The organism is Curtobacterium sp. VKM Ac-2889 (assembly GCF_015350855.1).
GTDB lineage: Bacteria > Actinomycetota > Actinomycetes > Actinomycetales > Microbacteriaceae > Curtobacterium > Curtobacterium poinsettiae.
The window spans coordinates 143644-158223 of the sequence record NZ_JADKSC010000005.1 but is presented as its reverse complement, the minus strand read 5'-3'; the positions used below and the strand labels follow the sequence as shown (position 1 = coordinate 158223).

General features: G+C 70.9%; 21 protein-coding genes and 1 tRNA gene. 13 read left to right on the top strand and 9 right to left on the bottom strand.

The annotated features are described in order from the left end of the window. The first annotated feature begins 1 nt into the window (after window position 1). Genes ITJ50_RS15890 through ITJ50_RS15880 form a run of 3 tightly spaced genes read left to right on the top strand, consistent with a single transcriptional unit; the run spans window position 2 to window position 1652 of the window. Complete coding sequence (locus ITJ50_RS15890; protein ID WP_042537144.1) at window positions 2-595, top strand: molybdopterin-dependent oxidoreductase; 594 nt, start codon at window positions 2-4, stop codon at window positions 593-595. Further along, window positions 592-1383: a ferredoxin reductase gene (locus tag ITJ50_RS15885; RefSeq protein WP_194590903.1), complete on the top strand. Its 792-nt coding sequence runs from the start codon at window positions 592-594 to the stop codon at window positions 1381-1383. The genes ITJ50_RS15890 and ITJ50_RS15885 overlap by 4 nt, the downstream gene beginning before the upstream one ends. Next, the gene (locus ITJ50_RS15880) at window positions 1383-1652 is read left to right on the top strand and encodes a DUF6510 family protein (RefSeq protein ID WP_194590902.1); all 270 of its coding nucleotides are present in this window, start codon (window positions 1383-1385) and stop codon (window positions 1650-1652) included. Before ITJ50_RS15885 ends, ITJ50_RS15880 begins: the two co-directional genes overlap by 1 nt. Window positions 1653-1961: 309 nt before the next feature. Here the strand turns inward: ITJ50_RS15880 and ITJ50_RS15875 are convergent. Further along, window positions 1962-2033 (bottom strand) — tRNA-Gly (locus ITJ50_RS15875). A gap of 133 nt (window positions 2034-2166) precedes the next feature. Between ITJ50_RS15875 and ITJ50_RS15870 the strand changes: the two genes are divergently transcribed. Further along, window positions 2167-2373, top strand: a complete 207-nt coding sequence (locus tag ITJ50_RS15870; RefSeq protein ID WP_017887403.1) for a hypothetical protein — start codon at window positions 2167-2169, stop codon at window positions 2371-2373. Between the two features lie 20 nt (window positions 2374-2393). On the opposite strand, the gene ITJ50_RS15865 is transcribed toward ITJ50_RS15870, so the two are convergent. Then, window positions 2394-3776 carry a hypothetical protein gene (locus ITJ50_RS15865; protein WP_194590901.1) on the bottom strand — a complete coding sequence of 461 codons (1383 nt, stop codon included), beginning with the start codon at window positions 3774-3776 and terminating at the stop codon, window positions 2394-2396. Between the two features lie 97 nt (window positions 3777-3873). Here ITJ50_RS15865 and ITJ50_RS15860 point away from each other — a divergent pair, with 97 nt between their 5' ends. Next, complete coding sequence (locus ITJ50_RS15860) at window positions 3874-4059, top strand: hypothetical protein (RefSeq protein WP_139179664.1); 186 nt, start codon at window positions 3874-3876, stop codon at window positions 4057-4059. A gap of 166 nt (window positions 4060-4225) precedes the next feature. Here ITJ50_RS15860 and ITJ50_RS15855 read toward each other — a convergent pair whose 3' ends face one another. Continuing rightward, entirely contained in the window at window positions 4226-4369 is a 144-nt protein-coding gene (locus ITJ50_RS15855) for a hypothetical protein (protein ID WP_194590900.1), read from the bottom strand. Between the two features lie 272 nt (window positions 4370-4641). Between ITJ50_RS15855 and ITJ50_RS15850 the strand changes: the two genes are divergently transcribed. Genes ITJ50_RS15850 through ITJ50_RS15830 form a run of 5 tightly spaced genes read left to right on the top strand, consistent with a single transcriptional unit; the run spans window position 4642 to window position 7808 of the window. After that, window positions 4642-5094, top strand: a complete 453-nt coding sequence (locus ITJ50_RS15850; protein WP_156463747.1) for a hypothetical protein — start codon at window positions 4642-4644, stop codon at window positions 5092-5094. Then, entirely contained in the window at window positions 5091-6266 is a 1176-nt protein-coding gene (locus tag ITJ50_RS15845) for a zinc-dependent alcohol dehydrogenase (protein ID WP_194590899.1), read from the top strand. Before ITJ50_RS15850 ends, ITJ50_RS15845 begins: the two co-directional genes overlap by 4 nt. A gap of 51 nt (window positions 6267-6317) precedes the next feature. Then, the gene (locus tag ITJ50_RS15840; RefSeq protein ID WP_194590898.1) at window positions 6318-6956 is read left to right on the top strand and encodes a DUF1345 domain-containing protein; all 639 of its coding nucleotides are present in this window, start codon (window positions 6318-6320) and stop codon (window positions 6954-6956) included. Window positions 6957-6991: 35 nt separating this feature from the next. Beyond that, window positions 6992-7294, top strand: a complete 303-nt coding sequence (locus ITJ50_RS15835) for a DUF4190 domain-containing protein (protein WP_017887409.1) — start codon at window positions 6992-6994, stop codon at window positions 7292-7294. A 16-nt stretch (window positions 7295-7310) separates the two neighbouring features. Beyond that, entirely contained in the window at window positions 7311-7808 is a 498-nt protein-coding gene (locus tag ITJ50_RS15830; RefSeq protein ID WP_228500338.1) for a GNAT family N-acetyltransferase, read from the top strand. Window positions 7809-7811: 3 nt separating this feature from the next. Here ITJ50_RS15830 and ITJ50_RS15825 read toward each other — a convergent pair whose 3' ends face one another. The 4 genes from ITJ50_RS15825 to ITJ50_RS15810 form a co-directional block, all read right to left on the bottom strand. Next, the gene (locus ITJ50_RS15825; RefSeq protein ID WP_017887411.1) at window positions 7812-8864 is read right to left on the bottom strand and encodes a BLUF domain-containing protein; all 1053 of its coding nucleotides are present in this window, start codon (window positions 8862-8864) and stop codon (window positions 7812-7814) included. 255 nt (window positions 8865-9119) lie between these two features. Next, window positions 9120-9614 carry a hypothetical protein gene (locus ITJ50_RS15820; RefSeq protein ID WP_017887412.1) on the bottom strand — a complete coding sequence of 165 codons (495 nt, stop codon included), beginning with the start codon at window positions 9612-9614 and terminating at the stop codon, window positions 9120-9122. A 39-nt stretch (window positions 9615-9653) separates the two neighbouring features. Next, complete coding sequence (locus tag ITJ50_RS15815; protein ID WP_042537130.1) at window positions 9654-9917, bottom strand: hypothetical protein; 264 nt, start codon at window positions 9915-9917, stop codon at window positions 9654-9656. Window positions 9918-9950: 33 nt separating this feature from the next. Continuing rightward, window positions 9951-10097, bottom strand: coding sequence for a hypothetical protein (locus tag ITJ50_RS15810; protein ID WP_194590897.1), 147 nt, complete (start codon window positions 10095-10097; stop codon window positions 9951-9953). A gap of 224 nt (window positions 10098-10321) precedes the next feature. Between ITJ50_RS15810 and ITJ50_RS15805 the strand changes: the two genes are divergently transcribed. Next, a complete protein-coding gene (locus ITJ50_RS15805; RefSeq protein WP_042537128.1) occupies window positions 10322-10717 on the top strand; it encodes a hypothetical protein in 396 nt (131 codons plus the stop codon). 23 nt (window positions 10718-10740) lie between these two features. Here the strand turns inward: ITJ50_RS15805 and ITJ50_RS15800 are convergent, their stop codons facing one another. Beyond that, window positions 10741-11925 carry an MFS transporter gene (locus tag ITJ50_RS15800; protein WP_259552507.1) on the bottom strand — a complete coding sequence of 395 codons (1185 nt, stop codon included), beginning with the start codon at window positions 11923-11925 and terminating at the stop codon, window positions 10741-10743. 226 nt (window positions 11926-12151) lie between these two features. On the opposite strand from ITJ50_RS15800, the gene ITJ50_RS15795 reads away from it, so the two are divergent. Further along, the gene (locus ITJ50_RS15795) at window positions 12152-12613 is read left to right on the top strand and encodes a hypothetical protein (protein ID WP_152427273.1); all 462 of its coding nucleotides are present in this window, start codon (window positions 12152-12154) and stop codon (window positions 12611-12613) included. 129 nt (window positions 12614-12742) lie between these two features. Beyond that, a complete protein-coding gene (locus tag ITJ50_RS15790; RefSeq protein ID WP_194590896.1) occupies window positions 12743-13567 on the top strand; it encodes a hypothetical protein in 825 nt (274 codons plus the stop codon). Here the strand turns inward: ITJ50_RS15790 and ITJ50_RS15785 are convergent. Continuing rightward, the gene (locus ITJ50_RS15785) at window positions 13564-14538 is read right to left on the bottom strand and encodes a DUF6891 domain-containing protein (RefSeq protein ID WP_017887419.1); all 975 of its coding nucleotides are present in this window, start codon (window positions 14536-14538) and stop codon (window positions 13564-13566) included. The two genes, ITJ50_RS15790 and ITJ50_RS15785, sit on opposite strands and share 4 nt — an antisense overlap. Window positions 14539-14580 lie beyond the last annotated feature (42 nt).

Genomic DNA, 14580 nt, shown 5'->3' with positions numbered 1-14580 from the left:
CATGGCCACGTTCACCCGCGGGTTCGGCGGTCGCCGTGCCGACCGCGACGACACCCGCATCCCGCCCGGGCAGACCCTGGTCCGTGACTGGCCCGTCCTGTCCGCCGGCGCGACACCCGACATCGAGCCGACCGACTGGGCCTTCTCGATCCGCACCGAGTCCGGCCTGCACCAGTGGACCTGGGACGAGGTGCACGCGCTCGGCGTCGAGGACGTCACCGTCGACATCCACTGCGTCACGCACTGGACCAAGCTCGACATGCCGTGGCGGGGCGTCCCGCTCGACCGCCTGTTCGAGGACGTCGAGACCGAGCTCGACTACTGCATGGTGCACAGCCACGGCGGCTACACGACCAACGTGCCGCTCGACGAGCTGCTCGACGGCAAGTCCTGGATCGCGTTCGAGGCCGACGGTGCGCCCCTGACGCCCGAGCACGGCGGGCCGGCCCGCCTGCTGGTCCCCCACCTGTACTTCTGGAAGAGCGCCAAGTGGGTGCGCGGCATCGTCATGCAGTCCGACGACGAGCCCGGCTTCTGGGAGAACGCGGGCTACAACCTGCACGGCGACCCGTGGAAGGAAGAGCGGTACTGGTGACGCTCCCCGACACCGGCCTGGAGGCACGGATCACCCCCGCCACGCGACCCGCCGCACGCAGGCGGCCGGCCTGGCACGCCGCCACCGTCGCGTCCGTCGTCCGCGAGACGACGAACGCGCGCCGGATCGTCCTCGACGTCCCCACCTGGCCGGGCAACGACCCCGGGCAGCACCTGGACCTGCGGCTGACCGCCGAGGACGGCTACCAGGCCCAGCGCTCGTACTCCATCGCGTCGGCCGGCCCCACGACCGATGTCGTGCTCGCGGTCGACCGCGTGGACGGCGGCGAGGTCTCCCCGTTCCTCGTCGACGCCGTCGAGGTCGGCGACGCGCTCGATGTCCACGGACCCCTGGGCGGCTGGTTCGTCTGGCGGCCGGGCGAGTCCACCAGGCCCGTGCAGCTCATCGCCGGCGGCTCCGGCATCGTGCCGCTCGTCGCGATGGTGACCGCCCACGCCGAGGCGGACGACCCGGCGCCCTTCCGGCTCCTCGCGGCCGTCCGCACGCCGGGCGACGTGTTCTTCCGTGCGGAACTCGACCAGGCGCTCACGAGCCGGGCACCGCTCGAGGTGACCCACGTGTACAGCCGCACCGCGCCTCCAGGCTCGACCGTGCCGGCCGGACGGCTGACGCGGGACGCGCTCGCTGCGGCGGTGTTCCCGCCGGACGCGGGTGCCCTGGTCTACGTGTGCGGGTCGACGCCGTTCGTCGAGCAGGTGCTGCGCTGGCTCACCGAGCTCGGGCACGACACGAGCGACGTCCGCGCCGAACGGTTCGGGGGCAGCTGATGGTCGTCGTGGACGGCAACGCTCTCGCGGGGACGCTGGCCGACAGCCTCGGTCCGGAGCCGACCGGCGTCTCCCTGCGCTGCTCCGGGTGTGGCTCGCTCGGGGTGCTCGGGCAGACCACCGTCCACCGCACCGCGATGGGGGCGGTGGCGCGCTGCCGTGGGTGTGACACGGTGCTCGTCACGGTCGTCGAGTCCGGTGCCCGGCGGTGGGTGGGGTTGCCCGGTGCTCGCACGATGTCGGCGTCTCTACCGGACGGCATCGAGTAGCACAAGGCTCGCGCGGCGGGTCGTGCGGGGTTCTTGCGGGTTCCCGCAACCCTGGATCCGGTCCCCACCCGAACGGGGGTCGGCTCCGGATACATCCTCGGAACTGCGCCGGGCCACCCACCCGGTGCGTGCCGGTGGGGGCAGGGTCGCCTCCGCGCCCGGTGGGCGCGGGTACCCGAAGCCTGCGCCCACTGGGCCCCCACGCCTTCGGCCACGGTGATCCCGCCCGCCTTCGGTGCTGCGCCGCCCCGCGACGACGGAACCCCCGCCGCTCTTCCGAGCGACGGGGGTTCCGGTCTTCCTGTTCTGAGCGGATGACGAGATTCGAACTCGCGACCCTCACCTTGGCAAGGTGATGCGCTACCACTGCGCCACATCCGCATTCCACACGCCGTGCTGGCCGTGCGGAGATGACTCTACCCGATGACGGGCGGCATCACCGGTTCCACCCTGGTTCCCGGCGTGTCCGGCGCGGCGCGGGCGGTCCGTCAGGTCGACGGAGTTCGATCAGACCATGAGCTACGTGCACGACAACCCGGGCGGGACCGAGGCCCACGGCGTCGACCTGGTCGACGGCGACGCCCCCGCCATCCGGATCCTGGTGCACGGCGACCTGCCGACCACGATCGAGCACGAGGGCCGCACCTGGCTCGCCACGGGTGACGCCCACGACGCCGGCACCGACGACACCCCGCCGATCGCGATCTACCGCCCGGTCTGAACCGACCCAGGGCGGCCCGGTCAGTGACCGCGGACGTCGCCCGTCAGGATCGCGTGCTCGACACCCGCTGACAGCTCGTCGTGCAGGGCGTCCGCGAAGAACTCGCCGGCACCCAGGCTGATGAGGTGCGCGACCGCGGCCTCCGCCGCCGGGAACCCGGGCTCCCACTCGTCGTGCAGGAACGCGCGGACGTGTCCGGACTCGTGCACGACGACCACGCCGATGTGCTCGTGCCGGGTCCCGTCCTCGAGTACGGCGTCGAAGACGATGGGTTCGGTGTCCTCGCCGAGTTCCTCGAGCAGGACGGTGCCGGTGCCCGGCCACTCCGTCCGGTACGGCGGCAGGTCGGGGGCGTGCAGGTGCCCGGCGAGCTCGTCCGACGCCGACTCGATGTGCCCGGTGGACAGGTACTCGTCGACGACGTCGTGGATGCGGGCGTGCAGGTCCGGCTCGTACTGCCACCAGCGCTGGTGCACGGTGCGGAGCCACTCCTGGGTCGCGGGGTCGGCCGATGCCGAGATCCCCACGAGCTGCGGTGCGGTGCCCGGCGAACCGACGACCTCGAGCTGTTCGTCGTGGGTCTCGACCGTGATCGACCCCGTGGTCTCGTCGGGGTGCACGCCGTGGACGTCCTCGGGCGCGGCGGCCCAGATGCTGGCGGGGAGCTTCGGTGGCAGGTCGAAGGGCACCGCGATCGCCGGCTGCGTCATCGCATGGTCGATGGCGTCGCCGAGGTGCACCTCGTCCGCCCGGGACCCCATCACGATGCCCCCGGCCGGTGGCACCAGCGACAGGCGTTCCAGGTCGTCCGGCGCCGCGTTCATCGACGTGAACACCACGGTGTCCGCCCACTGGACGAACGCACCGGCCGACCGGTCGTCCTCGCCGAACGGCACGTCCCACGCCGTCGGGTCGGCGAGCACCCACGATGCGGTGCGGCCGGCCGGTCCGTGGCGGACGGCGTCGACGATCGCCGGCACCAGTCCGGGCAGCTGCCGGTACGCCGGGCGGACCGTGAGCCGGTCGACGGCGAGCAGGTCGGGCTTGCCGAGCATCTCGGCTGCGTGGGTCTGCAGCGAGAAGAACGTCTCCCCCGTCGCGTCCTGCGCAGCGACGGCGGAGGCGAACGCCCCGGCGACGTCGGAGACCTGGTAGCCGAGCACCAGCGCCTCGAGCGACTCCGGCGCCCGGCTCGTGAACGCGGTGACCTCGGCGACGGAGACCGCCTCGGTCTCGTCGTCGTCGGTGATCGGGACGCGGACGTCGATCACCCACCGGTCGACGTCCTGCCCGGGGTAGGCGTCACCGTCCTCGTCCGAGATCGTGATGTGCACCAGGCGCAGGGAACCGTCCCAGGCGTCGTGGACGTGCTGGGCGATGGCGGCATCGGGGTCGTCGTTCACGGATGCAACGGTACCGGTGCGATCGGCAGCGCCACGCGGACGGCGACCAGCGCATCAACCCGCAGCCTCGCCGTCGGGGGCTGGCGAGGGGGGTGCGATGCGCACCACGTTGCCGACGGCCGCAGTGCTCGCTGCGGCGACGCTGCTCACGGCGACGGGCTGTTCTTCGTCGTTCTTCGAGCCGATGGCCGACCCGGTCGGGACCTGGACCCTGACGCCGGACGGGGGCAGCACCATCGTCCTGCGGCGGCAGGAGCCTCGGCTTCCGGGTCGGGGATCGTGAACGCCCCGACCCGACGTACGAGTACCGGCACGACTGAAGCGTCCGAGGACCCTGAGCGAGCGCGGGCAGCGTCGGGCACTGACGGTGCGGCTCTGCGACGCGACCCCGGGACGGACGGGAGGCCCGGTGCCGGCTGGAACCGGGCCTCCCGTCCGTCTCGCTGCCGTCACCTGCCACAGCACTCCGATCGGTCGGTCGTCAGCCCGGAGCGCTCGGCGCGCTCGGCGCGCTCGGCGCGCTCGGCGCGTTCGGCGCGCTTCGCGACGAACACCGCGACCTCGTCGGCCACCGCGACGGGCGCGTCGATCACCGGGAGCCGCGGCCTTCACCGGCGACCGACATCCTTGCCGTTGAACGGTCAGCGCATCACGGACAATCCCGGGACGGCGTCAGGGCAGCCACGCTCATGGTGGATCGACAGGAGCGACTCCGTGGTCCCGACCGGCACGATCGCGCGGTCGTCGCTCCCGTCCCGTGATCCGCACCGATGCGACTCAAGGAGGCCGCGATGGAACACACGAACCCCCGGCGGTGGGGCGCGAACGCGCCCGCTGCTGACCGACTCTTCGCTGGGACACCACGATGAGGGCCCGGAACCTCGCCGCCGCTGCGATGGTGACGGCTGCTGTCGGCATCGTGGTCTCGCGCCGCCGACGCGGCGCACCCGGGCCCGCACGGAAGGTGCTGGCCGAACCGCGTTCCGGCTGGCACGCGGTCACGGTGAACCGCGGTCGGGACGCGGTGCTGCCAGGCGGACGAGTCCCCGCGCCGCTCACGGCGTTCGGGCAGGACGTCGAGGTGGAGGCCCGTCCCGCGCCCGGCGATCGCGGCACCGAGCTCCGTGCCCGGTTCCGAGGCGGAGCCCCGGATGCACGAGGCCGGTTGCGGGCCGCGCTGCGCGAGGCGAAGCAACTCATCGAGGTCGGCGAGGTGCTCCGGGTGGATCCGGTCCCCCACGGCCGACGGAAGGCCACACCCACCGGCGCGTTGGTGGACGTGGCGACGAGACGGAGCAACGAGGAGGGTGTGCTGTGAAGGCGCTCTGTTGGACCGGGGTCAACGAGACCGCGGTGGAGACGGTGGAGGACCCGAAGATCCTCAACGATCACGAAGTGATCCTGAAGGTGCGTCTGAGCACCACCTGCGGGTCGGACCTGCACCTGCTCGGCGGGTACATCCCGACCATGCGGTCCGGTGACGTCCTGGGGCACGAGTTCATGGGCGAGGTCGTCGAGACGGGATCGGCCGTCACGAAGCACAAGGTGGGCGACCGGGTCGTCGTCTGCTCGTTCATCGCCTGCGGGCAGTGCTGGTACTGCACCCACGGGCAGTTCTCACTCTGCGACGACGGCAACCCGAACCCGGGCTTGACCGAGGCGATGTGGGGATCGTCGATCGGCGGATGCTTCGCCTACAGCCACGCGCTCGGCGGGTTCGCGGGCAGCCACGCCGAGTACGTCCGCGTGCCCTACGCCGATCAGGGGGCGTTCACGGTCCCCGACGGCGTCTCCGACACGGCCGCCCTGTTCGCCTCCGATGCCGCACCCACCGGGTGGACCGGAGCCGACCTGGCCGGGATCACCCCGGGTGACACCGTCGCAGTGTGGGGCGCCGGAGGTGTGGGCCAGATGGCCGCTCGTGCGGCGATGCTCCTCGGCGCCGAGCAGGTGATCGTGATCGACCGCCTGCCCGAACGGCTGCGACAGGTACGCGAGCACATCGGTGCCGAGACGCTCGACTACACGAGCGACGCCGTGCTCCCGGAACTCAAGGAACGCACCGGCGGTCGGGGTCCCGACGTCTGCATCGAGGCCGTCGGCATGGAAGCGCACGGTACCGGACCGCTGTACCTGTCCGACCAGGCCAAGCAGCAGCTTCGGTTGCAGACCGACCGGCCGACCGCCCTGCGCGAGGCCATCTACGCCTGCCGGAAGGGCGGCAGCCTGTTCTCGCTCGGGGTCTTCGGTGGGCTCGTCGACAAGTTCCCGTTCGGCGCGATCATGAACAAGGGCATGACGGTCCGCGGCGCCCAGCAGCACGGGCACCGCTACATCCCGATGATCCTCGACCGCATCGCCGCGGGAGAGCTCAGCACCGAGCACCTCGCCACGCACGTGATGCCACTGTCGCAAGGGCCGCGCGGGTACGAGATGTTCAAGAACAAGGACGACGGTTGCGTCCGCGCCGTCTTCACCCCCGGCATGTGACGACCGACCACGCAACGGAGCGGAGGAAGGAACGATCATGAGGGCACGACGATGAACGATCGGATTCTCTCCACGCGCCGGGCGCTCGTCACCGTGGGGATCGGGGTCCTGGTCGGGGTCGCGTTGACCCTCACCGGGGCTCCGTCCCTCGGGCCGCTCGCGGCCTGGTGCACGGCCGGCCTGATCGCGCTGGTCCAGGTCTGGCACAAGTGCTGGCGCCAGGACGCCGACGGCACCGAGCGTCTCGCACGCGAGGAGTCCGAGACACGGGTCAGTGACAACGCGCTCATCGTGGCCTGTTTCGCGAGTCTCGCCGCCGTCGTCCTGGCGCTGAGCGAAGCCAGCCAGGCGCGAGATCCGGCTTCGGTCGCGGCGGTCATCCTGGGTGTGCTCGGCACGATGGTCGCGTGGGCGTTGGTCAACACGGTCTACGCCCTGAAGTACGCCCGGACCTTCTTCCTCGACCACCGGGGCGGCGGGTTCGACGTCAAGCAGGACGGGCGACCGACCTCCAGCGACTTTGCCTACTTCGCCTTCACGATCGGCATGTCGTACGCGGCACCAGAGGTCGAGCCGGACGACAGTGAGACCCGGCGGAAGGCGTTGCCGCACGCGCTGCTGTCGTACTTCTTCGGAACGGTGCTCATCGCGGTGGCCATCAATCTGGTGACGAACCTCGGTCAGGGGTGAGCGGAGGGATCCTCGTCGACCCTAGGCTGACCGACGTGACCGACCTCGCTCCTGACCAGACCGCGCCGAACGCCGCAGGGTTCCCCGCATCGGCAGCCGTGCCGCTACCGCCCCTCAGCCTGCTTGCGGTGGTGGCGATCGCTCTCGCGTTCGTCGCGCCGATCGGCGGTCTCGTCGTCGGGTTCATCGCGCGGCGCGACGTGCGGCTGACCGGTGAGCGGGGTGACGGCATCGCGTTCGCGGCGATCCTGATCGGGGCGACGCTGACGTTGTTCGGGATCATCGTGCCGCTGTTCCTCGGCGGCGCGGGGATCCTCGACCTGGACCTGCGGCTCTGATCGCTAGCCTTCCGGCATGGGGAACCACGACGGCGCGATGCCCATCCGATCGGCGACGGTCCACGATGCCGGGGCGATCGCCCACGTGCACGCGGCCTCGTGGCGTGAGACGTACGGCCGGTTCGTCGACGATCCGGACACGAACCCGTGGTTCGACGTGGGTCGGCGGAACGACATGTGGCGGTCGATGCTCGCCGACCCCTCGACGTGCCGGGGCGTGCGTGTTGCGCTCGACGACACCGGCGTCATCGGCTTCGCTGCCGTGCAGCCGACGCCCGGACCCGAGGCCGCCCGACCCGAGGAACTGACGATGCTGTACGTCCTCGCCCGCGCGCACGGAACCGGCACCGGCCAGGCGCTGCTCGACGACCTGCTCGCCGATCGTCCGGCGTCGCTGTGGGTGGCCGCGGACAACCCTCGGGCACACGCCTTCTACCAGCGGAACGGCTTCACGCCCGACGGCGCGGAATCGGCGTTCGGACCGATCCCGCTGACGGTCCGGCTGGCGCGCTGAGGATCAGTCCGCCACGGGAGCCGACAGGTCCCAGACGGTGTCGGCCTCGTACTGCTCGGACCAACCGCGCCGCATCCGGGCGGCGGCGCGGTCGAAGGCGTCGACGACGTCGGTGTCCGGCGTCAGGAGCGCCTGCAGGCGGAGCCCGTCGAACAGTGCGACGAGCTGCTGCGCGCCGCGGATCGGGTCCATGGTCGCGGGCTCACGGCCGGCGTGGACGTCTCGCTGCAGCGCGGTCCGGACCGTCTCGCGGAACTGCAGGTAGGCCGACCGGTAGTAGTCGGCACCGTCGGTGGACGGGTCGGTGGAGACGGCCAGCGTGGCGGCGATCAAGCGCATGAGGGCCGGATCCTCGGCGTGGGCCGCGAGCAGCGCGTGCAGGAACGCCACCGTCCCCTTTTCGCCGGCGAGCGGGAGCAGCGGGGCCGACACTGCCCGGGTCCACCGCATCACGGCGGCAGCGAGCAGCGCGGGCTCGGACGGGAACAGCTCGAGGATCTCCGCCTGCCGCATCCCCGACCGGGACGCGACGTCCTCGAGCGAGAAGCGTGAGAGTCCACCGTCGTGCAGGACGGCGATGGCGCCGTTGATCGCCCGGGTGCGCGGGACTTCCTCGTCCGCGGCGTTCTGGTTCGTCAGCGGTGCCAGCGGGTGCTTCCGGAACCAGTCCAGCAGCGCACGTGCGCGGGACGCCCCGAACGCCGGGTCGGTCGGACGACCGGCGGTGAACAGGTCGCTGAACCCGGGAACGTCCTGCATCAGCGGGTCGAGCGACTGGAACGCCATCGACCAGTCCGGGAACGAGCGCCGGGCGATCGGCTCGTCGAGCAGCACCCGGACGTTCGTGTGCCGCGGGTCGGCCTGGACCTGGTCGAAGCGCTGCCGGACGACGTCGTCCTCGCCCTCGATGATCCCGATGCAGTTGTCGTCGCGGTGCGCGAGCATGCCCGTGACACCGAGTCGTGTGTTCTTCTCGCGGCCGACCGCCAGGATCTGGGCGAGTTCGGAATCCGTGATCGGACGGGTCTGGGTGCTGGTGTAGACGAGTGATCGCATGGTGCTGCTTCCTGGTCGGACGGTCCCCCGGTGTGTGGGAGGCGCCGCCGTGTCGAACCCGAATCGACTCGACGGCACCTCGTGGTCACCGTAACCAGCGGTGACCACCTTCACTGCGACGCAAGACGGTCCGTGGCTGTCCGGCACCCGGAGGATGCCGACCTCTGAATGGAACCATCCGACGGTCCTCGGCGGTACCCCCACTACGGGGAACGCTCGTTCTCCGGCGGTCGCTCGTGGCGCTCGTGGCGCACGTCAGGTTGCGCGGTCGCCTGTTCCAGGCGTCTCGACGATGCGGTCACCCGTCGTCGGGTCCCATCCGACCGTGCGGGGTTCGGCTGCTCGAGGACGCCGTGCATCCCGCGGGAAGAACGGTCGTGCGCTCGGCAGGTAGCTGAGCACCGCCGCGACGACGATGCAGACGGCGTCGACGAGGCTCCGGTCCATGCCGTCGGTGGCGATGGTGATCACCGCGCTGCAGGCGGTCAGCCCGGCGATGATCGCGAGCCAGAGTCGCGCGTTCCCGGAGCCTCGTCCCATCAGCGTCGCAAGCCACAGGAACAGTGCCGACCAGGCGAGGACGAAGAGGAGCCCGAGCGACGCCCCGATGATCGCGCCGCCGGCTTCGCGCATGGACACGACGATGCCGGGCGCCGCGGCCGCGAGGCTGATGACGACGGAAACCCACCAGAGCGCCACGGCGACCGTGACGACCCGCGGTCGTGTGCGCTGTTCGGTGCGCTGTTCCATCAGGTGCTCCCCCGTCGTGCCGGATCCGGCACGACGATCCTACGGTGACGGCTGACGCACTCCGGCCATGCGCGATCGGCGGAGGATGACCAGTCCCACGGTCAGTCCGGCTGCGAGTAAGGCGAAGGTCAGGAACGACGCGAACCCGATCGTCACCAGCCGGTCGTGCGGCGCACCGACACCCAGGAGCAGCCGAAGCGTGAGCAACGGCACCACGACGGCGGCCGTCCACGAGGCGATCACCAACACCGAGAGCAAGATGACCGAGCCCCGGTGCGGAGCCGTTCCGGGGGCGTTGGTCATGCGACCATCCAACCAGTGGCCTGGTGCGAGCCCCTAGGGGCGGTAGTCCTCACGACGCGGCAGGAGCTCGGCCGCGTGGGAATCGATGTACGGCTTCGCGCCCAGCATCCCGCCGATCGTCTTCGCGACCGTCGTGAGCAACGCTCCGAGCCCCCGTGCCACGATGCTCAAGATCCTCATGGTGCCCCCTCGTCGGACCGACCTGCGGTGTCGGACTCTTCCCGTCACACCGTACGCGGAAGGCCGTGCCCCCGCCAGGGACGGCAGACTCTCGGGCCCGTCGTCGATCGTCGTCGCGCATAGGCTGGACGCCCGACCGGGGAGGAGCCGCGATGCCGGTGGTCCGCGAGCGAGTGCCGTTGTGGCGCACGCCCTGGTGGCACCCTCGCCGCTGGGAAGCGCGCATGTGGGTGCTGCTCGTCGCTGCTGCTGCTGGCGGCGTCCTCCGCGAAGTGGCGCATCCGTTCTACGACGACGGGGTCGAGGCGATCGTGAACTGGCTCGGCCTCTGCATCCCGGGATGTGTGATCGCGTACGTCGTGGTCGGTCGGTGGAAGAAGGGTCTCACCACGCTGTGGAAGCCGTCCTGGCGCGAGCTCCGACGGATCCTGGTCGCGGCACCGCTCGGGGTGCTGGCCCTGCGGCTGCTCATCGAGGACGACGACGCGTGGTTGTGGCTGCTCGCCGGGGTGTCCGCCGCGCTGCTCGCGCTCGCAGTGGCTCGCTGGGGCGCTGCCCACCGCGATCGTCGACGTCGGACGAATGCGTACGGGACGGTGTCCGCTGACCCCTACGCGTAGCTCCCGATGGGGTTCGTCGATCCCTACGCGTCCTGTGCCGAGTCGGTCTTCGACGGCAACCGCGATGCCACGAGCGTCCCGACCAGCGCCACCACCGCGAAGGCCGCGAACCCGAACGGCAGCCCGATCGCGCTGCCGACACCACCGACGACGAGCGGTCCGACGGCGTCCCCGGTCTCGCGCCCGAGCTCCGCGGAGCCCATGGTGCGACCGAACCGATCCGGCGGAGTCGTCCCGGCGAGGTGCGCGAACGCAACGGGCGTCAGCGTGGCGACACCGGCCCCGGCGAGCAGGGCCGCGATGAAGACGGCCACCACCGAGGGTGCCACGGCGACCACCAGGAAGGCCGCGGCAACCGCGGCCGTCCCGGCCACACCCGCGACCCCGGTACCGAGGCGCCCGGCGTCGTGCAGTCGACCGGCGACGGGCTGCACGAGCGACGACGTCACGGCGAGGACGGCGACCGCGAGCGTCGAAACCAGGAGCGGGATGCCGGCCTCGGTGCCGAGCGCCGGGAGCATCCCGGTCAGCGCGCCGATCGCAGCGCTGCCGACGGCCAGCACGACGACCGGGATCAGGAACTGGCGGTCCGTGGCCGCTCGGACCATCACGGCGAGCGTGGCCCGCTGCCGGGGCAGGGGCACGATCGGCTCGACGGCGACGAACACCGCCACCGCGGTCACCAGGGCCATCACGACGAGGATCCCGAAGAGCCACTGCGTGCTGCCGAACTGCACCACGAGTGCACCGATGACCGGTCCCCCGGCGTAGCCGAGACCCTTCCACGAGCCGTACCGACCGAAGTACGTCCCCCGACGGTTCGCCGGCACGAGACGGGCGACCGCGGCGGACGATGCCGGCGAGAACGCGGAGGCGCCGGCACCCTGCAGCAGACGCGCGAGGCCGAGCCAGAACGGTCCGGTCCCGAAGACGCCGATGAGTGAGGCCGCTGCGAACACGACGAGTCCGCCGACGATCACCGGTCGCGGCCCGATGCGGTCGGACAGTGCGCCGAAGACCGGCTTGAGGACGAGTTCGGCGACGTCGTAGAGCGCCAGGAAGAGCCCGAGCCACGCGAGCGTCAGGCCGAGTTCGAGGTGCTCGCCGCCGACCGCTGCGGCGATGCTGTTTGCCCCGAAGGCGGTCACGAACCCTGCGGCGTACAGCGGCGCGAGCCGAGGGGCAGTGGTCGTCGACGGGGCGGTCACGTGCTCACCTTGGCCGACCACGGGCCGGACCGCCAACGCTCACGATCATTCCTCGTGACTGCGTGACGCTCTGCCTCGTCCACGATCGGCCATCCCTTCGCCGGTGTGTCTGCGGTGTCCACGGGGTGGCGCAGCCTCGGATCAAGCGTGTCGAAACCCTCACTGTTCGGCCTCGATCGACATGACGTTGACGAATCGTCAGCGACCGCGACGCATGATGGGTGGCATGAAACAGTGGACTTCCGCAGAGACCACCGAGCTCATCGTCAAGAGCTGGTTGTGGATGACGCTCCTCACCGCGCCGGTCGCCACCGTCATCGCCGTCGCGTGGTGGAACCCCATCGCCCTCTCCCTCTTCGTGCCGGCCTCGCTCATCTTCACCGGCATCGGAGCAGCCATCGGCGGCATCGCCTCCATCCCCTTCTCCCACGGACTCGGCCGAGCCCTGATGCGAGTCCGGAGCCGCCTCGTCCATGCCATCGCACACTCCCTGCTCGCCGGCGCGCTCGCGGCAGCCTGCCTCGCGCTCTTCCTCGTCATGAACGATGGGGACGACCTCTCGACGTGGCCGCTCATCGCGTCCGTAGCCGCCGGCATCGCCGCGGCGATCGCACGGTGGCGGCTCGACCGCACCAGGACGACGGCAGAGCCGACAGCAGCGGACGTCGTCGACGACGCCGGGGCCTAGCCGGACCACGACCAGCGCCCGTCGGGACTGTCAACGGGAAAGAGGGGTGTCGGCGCCGGTGCCGGGGGATGTACTCGAGTTCGTCTGAGGTGGCGACGGCCACGTCCGACCGGTCGATAGGGTCGGTTCGTGGGGAACTCCGTGACGCTGAACGTGCTGGCCGCTTCGTCGACGACGGCGGGAGACGACCCGGCTGTCCGCGCCGGCGAGGTCGACCTGGACGCGGTCACCGGTGAGTGGGAAGTGCAGTGGCTCCTGCCGTTCCTGTGGATGGGGCTCGTTCCCGAACCCTGGTTTGCAGCGCACGCTGACCGGCTCCTCGCAGCGCTTGCAGCTGGTGAAGACGAGAGCCCGGGCCTCACCGATGTCGTCGTGCCCTGGCCCACCGCTGCTGAGGCGTTCCGAACGCGGCTGCCAGCGGTGGTCGCCGTGTGGCCGGAGTTCGCTGAGCCCGCGAACCGGTTCCTCTCGGATGTCACCTCGGTGGCGGAGCGGACAACGAACCCCGTCATCCGACTGCAACTCGACGAGCTGGTCACGGCGTCGTGGGGCGGGTCTTCGTTGCCGCGTGACGAACCGGTGCCGTTGCCGGCTCCGAGCCGGGCGGCACCATCCGCGCCGCACGATGCACGCGTCGACCGTCAGGCGGAGACGCCTCGGGTGCCGAGACCTTCGTGGATCAACGAGCGGCAGTGGGCCGGCCGCTACGGGATCCATGGTGAGGACCTCTGGCAGGTCGCGGCCTTGGCCGCAGCTCGGAAGGCCCGAGCGCAGGCGAACGTGTGGCCGTGGCACTGGATGGTGGCGATCGCGGTGACGTTCGCAGTCGTGACGTGGCTCATCGTCGGCATGTTCTCCGACAGCATGCTGTGGGCGACCATCGCTGGAGCAGTCGTCCTCGTCAGCGTTGCTGCGATGTGGGGGCGTGCTGCTGGTCGAGCTCGCCGAAGCTAGCGCAGCGGACGTCGCTGGGTCGACCGGGCGGTGCTGATGAACCGGTCGAGTGCGTCGCCGACGTCGTCGTGCCAGGAGCCGTCGGACCAGGCGCCGGCTTTCTCGTCGGTTGCCCAGACGTGCCAGCGGTCACCCTCTTCGTCAAGCGCTGTCGCGTCGGCGGTTCCCCGCTCGCCGGGCCAGAGGACCCGCAGGCGTTCGTCGGCGACCACCGCGCGAGCTTCGTCCAGGTCGGTGAACGGCAGCGGTTTCCGCCACTGGTCGATGACGACGCCGATGCGCTTGCTGGGGGTGCCGTCCCAGTCGATGTCGAGTCCTCGGTCGGAGAGGACGCTGGCGACCCGTTCCCCTGCGGTGAGCTGGGACCGTTCGTTGACGGCTGCTTCACCGCGGGTGGAGAGCATCGACTTCGCGACCAGGTCGGGGTCGATGTCAGGCGCTGGGCGGAACGACCCGTACGCGAGGCGCAGAACGCACCGTTCCAGGGCGAGCCCGTCCGTGTCCTGCTCATGGAAGAACACGTACGCCCACTCTCGCTGTCCGTCGGGCGCTGTCTGGTCCGGTGTTCGCCGGTCACGCGCTTCCAGGAACCCGTCGCTCTGGTCGACGCCGAGGTTCATCCCGGTGACGAAGCCGTCACGGGCGAGCTCCGCGAAGGCGAACTGGAGACGGTCGTACTGGCTGCTGCGCCAGTCCCAGGTTGCCTCCTCCTGCCGGCGTGCATCCCAGATGAGCCGGGTGCGCGCGAGGACGGTGCGGCGGAGCTCGTCAACGTCCGGTACGTCGTCCTCGTACCATTCGACGACTGTCTCGACGACGTCGTCGAAGCGGCGGAACCCGGGCAACATCTGCTCGGTGACCGTTTCGTCGATCATCTGCTCGTCGGGTTCGACCTCGTCGAGGATGTCGTAGTCGGTCTGGTCGATGCTGTCGTCCGGCTTCCGCCGCCGCCACTTGTCGAAGATCCCCACGGACGGATCCTATGCGGCGCTGGTCTCGCGCCGCCGGGACGC